A 5,499-nucleotide genomic window follows, 5' to 3' on the forward strand; every position below is an offset into this window, starting at 1 on the left:
GCGCCTCCGCTGCTCCTTCATTCCATTCGATCTTCCCTTTTTTCCAACCAACCTGGTACGTAATTTCACGGTGTTCCTTCTTCTTCTCGCTTCCTGGTTCCACTTTGATTCCTCCAGCTTTTTTCTTCAACTTATATGATCTTGAACGGATTCTCATGCCATGCAGGGCAACCGTTCTACAGGTTTATTAATTGATATTGGGGAATAATGCGTGCCGCCGCATCCCGTACATGCCCATGACACGTAAACAGCAGCACTTGATGCCTGCTGCTTAAGTCGGCAAGCACACGTAGGCAGCTCTCCATCCGTTCCTCGTCGAAATTGACAAGAATATCATCCATGACAAGCGGTAATACCGCTTTGCCAGCGTATTCTTCTACAAGCGCAAAACGCATGGATAAATATAGCTGCTCCGCAGTTCCCCGACTAAGTTGACTCGTGTCCACTGACTGCCCATTGGATCTAACCGCTACAAGACGCTGTTCACCAAAGGGCGCTTTGACATGGGTGAACGCTCCATTCGTCATCCTGGCCAAATAATCGGATGCTCGTAAAAGAACACCTGGCTGTCGTTCCTGCTCGTAGACCTCGCGTGCTTTCTTCATCAGCAGGGAGGCAAAGGAAACCACAGCATATTGATCTACTTGTTCCCGTATCGAAGCCCGAAAAGCTTCAGCCTGAAGTTGGCCGTCGGCTTGCTCGGAGCCTTGCTCCAGCTGTTCAATGTGCGCTGTCAGCTTACCAGCCGATTCGCGGAGCTCATTCGTTACGCTTGTCGTTTCCGCCATCTGCTGCTCAAGAGCCTCCAAGCGGTAAGCCATATCTGCTTCCCCTTGCGTCTCTAACAGCTGCGTATAACTGGCAAGCGACGCACGGCTAAGCATCGCCTCAAGCGAAGATTCCAGCAGCTTCTGCTCTTCTGTCAACTTCCTGCGCTCTTCTTGCTCTCTCTCCTGTACGCGCAGCGCTTCACCATCTTCTGCACAGGCTTCCTGCAGCAAGAAGGCAAGCCGCTCACGCGCGCGCTGCTCGGCAGCATCCAGAAGTTGCAGTTCTTCCACTACCTCTGTATAGAGCGCTTCGCTATGCTTTCTAGTTGCAAGYAGCTTCAACTGCTCTTGCTCCTGCTCTTTCCAGCGTTTTAGCGCAAATAAAGGCTCTTGCCCCGGAGATAGCTGAAGCCGCAATACGATAGCTTCTTCATACTTTTCTACACTTGTCAACAAGGAAGCAAGCCTTGCTTCCAGTTTATGGAGCTGACGGAGACTTTCCTGCCCCTGCTCAATCGTCTGAATGGTTTCCATAGCGGCATCCGGGGACAATCGTCCACTTAAACCAAGGGATACAAGCCAGTTGCTCCAATCCCTCTGAAGCTGCTCAGACTCCGCTACGTGCTGTTCATACAAAAGTCCTCGTTGCTCTTCTTGGTAGTGAAGGGAGTCGCGCATTTCCTTCGTATCCTGCAGCTTTTCCACCTTGCGCTGCTGCTGGCTGAGCTGTTGCTTATTGTTCTCAGCTTCTCTCAACCAGGCATCCAACTGCGGCTGGAAGCTATGCAGAGAGTGTGAATCGGCATGGCCTATCTGCGTCGAAGAGGACGTTGCCGATGCTGCCGCAGCTTCGTTATAGCCAATCTGCGACAGATTGGCTTTCATGAACGCAGAGATTTGATCTTGCAAACGTCGCTCCAATTCAAGAAGTTGGCCAGCGGTCGCTTCATTCGATGAGGACTCCTGGCTGGGAGACGCCGTCATCGCACGGGAAGCTCGACTATCCGATGTCGATCGATCGCCGAACTGGATGTAGAGTGCCGCGCCAATGAATAACAGGAACGCACAAACAGCCATTGTCCAATTACTTTGCCATGCCAGCAGAATAGGGGCGAGAATCGCCAACACGCCGACTAAARGCACCATACGCTTTCGAAGCTTTCGCGAGGCGGCTTTCCCTGCTTTGGCTGCTTCCTCCAGGCTAAGCTTGTACTGGTTCTGCACAGCTTCCCGCTCTTTGTGATGCTGAACTTCTCTGCTCAGAAGCTGCCACTGCGCGTAATCTCTTGCGATTCTTTGCAAGGCCGTCCCGGGGTCGATCCCTCCCGGTAATGAAGGGGCAAGCCGTACATCGGCTTCCAAGCTACGAATCGTATCTTCGACTCGCAGAAGCTGCTGTTCCAGGCTTTCCAGCTCTGTTCGAACACGCAGTTCATCCGCCCGGCACTTGTGGAACTGTTCCTTGTAAGATCGAATCTGCTCACGAAGAGAGATCGACACCGCAAATGCGCCGATATCCATCTGGCTCTCCTCATCTGCCGCATCTATTTGCTTCAGCAGTCTGCCCAGCTGCGCGCGCCCGTGTTCTTGTTCCACGCGCAGCCCGTCCAAACTGCGCTTCTGTTCTTCGTAAGTGGCCGCTTGCTCCAGCCAATGATTCAGCTCCATCTGATGCGCGAGCACATCAGGCTGAATGCGGATCGCGCCCAGCTGATCTGCTAGCGTTTGCTGCCGCAGGCTGAGCCTTGCGCGCTCCGCATGGAGGCGCTCCAGCTCCGCCTCGAGCGCGTCCAGCCTCGCCGAGGCGTGCTCGGGGAAGCCAGCCAGCTCCGGCAGCGCCGCCAGCTCCTGGCCGATCTGCCGCAGCCGGATCCATCCGCTGCGCGCCTTGCCGGCCAGGCTGAGCCTGAGCTGCTCCGCGCGCAGCGCTTCCTGCTGCTCCTCCAGAGCAGCAATGCGCTCCTCCGCGGAGCGGCGCTCCCCCTGCAGCCGATCATAATCGGCTGCCAAGTCACGGCTGCGGCGCAGCGACTGCTCCAGACCCTCCAGCTCCCTCAGGAGACGATTCATCTCCTGATTGCGCCCGCGGGGTCTGTACAGGCCGTCGGCCTGCGCCGTCAGCTTGCGCTCGGCCTCCATGATGGCCGAGCCGCTTACACCAAGCCCAGCGCTATACAAATAGCCGCTGAGCTCGTCCGTCTGCAGGGTGCGAAGCTCCTGCAGCTCGGTTAAACCGAAAGCGAACAAGCTGCGGAAGAGGTCGGCCGATAGGCCGCCAAGCAGCGTGTTCAGCAGGTCTTCTCCCCCGGTGGTGCCATCACCGAGGGTTACTTTGACGTGCCCCGCAGAGGCACGTCTCCCGCCTGCGGCGGGCGCGTCGTAGCGCTCGACGCGAATGAGCTGACCCTGCTCATCCTGCAGGGTCAATGCGCCACCATGGGCGCCGCCGCCCAGCGGCTCGTAGCGTTCCGACCGGTTCTGCCGGGTCGGGAAGCCGAACAGCACCGCACGGACGAAGCCCATGAGCGTGCTCTTGCCCGCTTCGTTGGCGCCGTAGAACAGCGCCAGCGGGCTGTCCGTATCGAGCTGCCGCTGACGCAGACTGCCGAATCCCTCTACCTGGATGGATACGATCTTCATCCAGGCCACCCCCCATCCGCGGATAGCAGATCCGCGGCCATTTCTTCTGCGGCGCGCAGCCATTCGCGCAGCCGCTCGGGATCAGCCGCAGCCGGATCACCGGCTGACTGCGGCAGGCTATGCAGCGCGGCGAGTGCGTCGCCCGCGAACTCTTGCAGCGCGGCATCGTCGCCGCGCAGCGCAGCTGAAATCCGCAGGAGGTCGCCAATAAAGCTCTTCTCCTGCTGTAGTAGCTCCAGATCGAGCTCACTTGCCGTTCGGTCCTCGATCGATTCAATCCAGACGAAGCGGTTACGCTCAGCTTCGTCCAACCGCAGCTCAGCGATTAATTCCTGCAGCAGCTGCCCTTTGCGGAGCAGGCTGGAAACCGCGCTTCGCCCTTCCAAACTGATACGGACGACACAATCGCGTCCGTCCGCTTCAACCCTAATCCGTTCAAGCTGGTCGCCGATCTTGTTCTTCAGTTCTTGCTCTGTCTGCATGCCAGCAACAGACAGCCGCTGCTGGAACCAGCGCACCTGATCTAGCGCACGAAAGGTGAGATCCGCTCGTCCATTTTCCGACATGTTAACGATATAACAGCCGCGCGGCCCGGTTTCCCGAATATTTCGCCCTTGCAGATTCCCCGGGTACACAATCGCCGGCAGCTCATGAAGCACATTTCTTGTATGTACGTGGCCTAATGCCCAATAGTGCATACCCGCTTTCAGCAAATCCTGCTTGCTGCATGGGGCATAATTATCATGAGCCGGGTCACCGTCGACATTCGTATGTAAAAGCGCAATTTGAGCCGCATCTTCGTGACCTGGCTTAAATAGCAGCGCTAAGTTCTCCATAACCGCTGCGCTGCGATAAGAGATCCCATGGATCTGTGCAATGACGCCTCGATCCGGTTTCGTTACCGTCAGCGTCTCCACGTGATCGCACGCAAAAAAATGGACGTCTGCCGGCCAAACCAGCTTTGCGGCACGTCCATCCTCCGGATCATGATTACCATGAATGATATAAGTAGGGATCCCTTGCGCAGCTAATTGCTCCAACGCTTTCTGGAAGCGAATTTGCGCGCGAAGGGAACGGTCTGACAAATCGTAGACATCCCCGCTGATAAGTACAAAATCCACTTGCTCTTGCACAGCTGCCGCGACGAGTTCCTTGAGCGCGCCAAACGTCGATTCACGCATGCGCTCACGCACTCGTTCAGGCAGCGCCGACATGCCTTTGAACGGGGAATCCAGATGCAAGTCGGCGGCATGCATAAACCGTAGTCGTTTCATGTCTCTAACGCCTTCCTGCTTTAGTTATTTTCGCTTTGCTCTTCGTTCTTTACCGTTGTATGTTCCTCTATTTGATAGCTCTCGTAGACACTTTTCAGCTGGCGCAGAACGCGATTCAACGAATATGTTTTTTTCGCTTTTTCCCAGGCCGTACGCGCTAGGTTGTATCGGAACGTTGGATCAATAACCACTTTTTCCAAAGCATGGCTTAATGCCATTGCATCTCCAACAGGCACCAGCAAACCGTTATGTCCATGTTCAATTTGCTCTGCAATCCCCCCGACATCAGTCCCAATCAAGGCTAGCCAGCATAACGCTGCTTCCGCAAATACGGAACCGAATGCTTCCGCACGCGACGGCAATACAAAGACATCAAAAAATGGCATGAATTCTTCTGGATGCAGCATGTAGCCATAAAAAATCGTTTCTTCGTAAATATTTTGCTGAATGGCCAGCTTTTCCAGCTCTTCCCGGCTTGGTCCATCTCCAATAATATGTAAAACAAAGGGATGACCGCGCTTTTTCAGCTCTCCGCATGCGATCAGCAGTGTATCCAGCCCTTTCGCAGGCACCAGACGGCACACTGTAATGAATTGTGTTACTGCGTTTTCATGGGAAATCGGGCGGAAACGTTTCTCATCAAAACCATTCGGGATCACGCCAATTCGTTCGCTATCCTGTACATACTCTGCGATATAGTGCTTGAATGAATTCGATACTGTAATAATTTGATCGACCTTTGTTTCAAGCTCCTCATATATCTGAGTAAGAAACTGATGCTCCACGCTATTCTCTTTAATACGTCCGTTCAACAC

General features: G+C 55.0%; 3 protein-coding genes. All 3 read right to left on the reverse strand.

Going from position 1 to position 5,499, the window contains the following annotated elements:
* Window positions 1–176: 176 nt before the first annotated feature.
* Entirely contained in the window at window positions 177–3,410 is a 3,234-nt protein-coding gene (locus AC1DUA_RS21410) for an AAA family ATPase (RefSeq protein WP_477501700.1), read from the reverse strand.
* Window positions 3,407–4,684, reverse strand: a complete 1,278-nt coding sequence (locus AC1DUA_RS21415; RefSeq protein ID WP_477501701.1) for a metallophosphoesterase family protein — start codon at window positions 4,682–4,684, stop codon at window positions 3,407–3,409. Before AC1DUA_RS21415 ends, AC1DUA_RS21410 begins: the two co-directional genes overlap by 4 nt.
* Before the next feature lie 20 nt (window positions 4,685–4,704).
* On the reverse strand, window positions 4,705–5,499 hold a 795-nt coding region (locus AC1DUA_RS21420), incomplete at its 5' end, for a glycosyltransferase family 4 protein (protein ID WP_477501702.1).

This window comes from Paenibacillus sp. 01T422 (assembly GCF_056398785.1).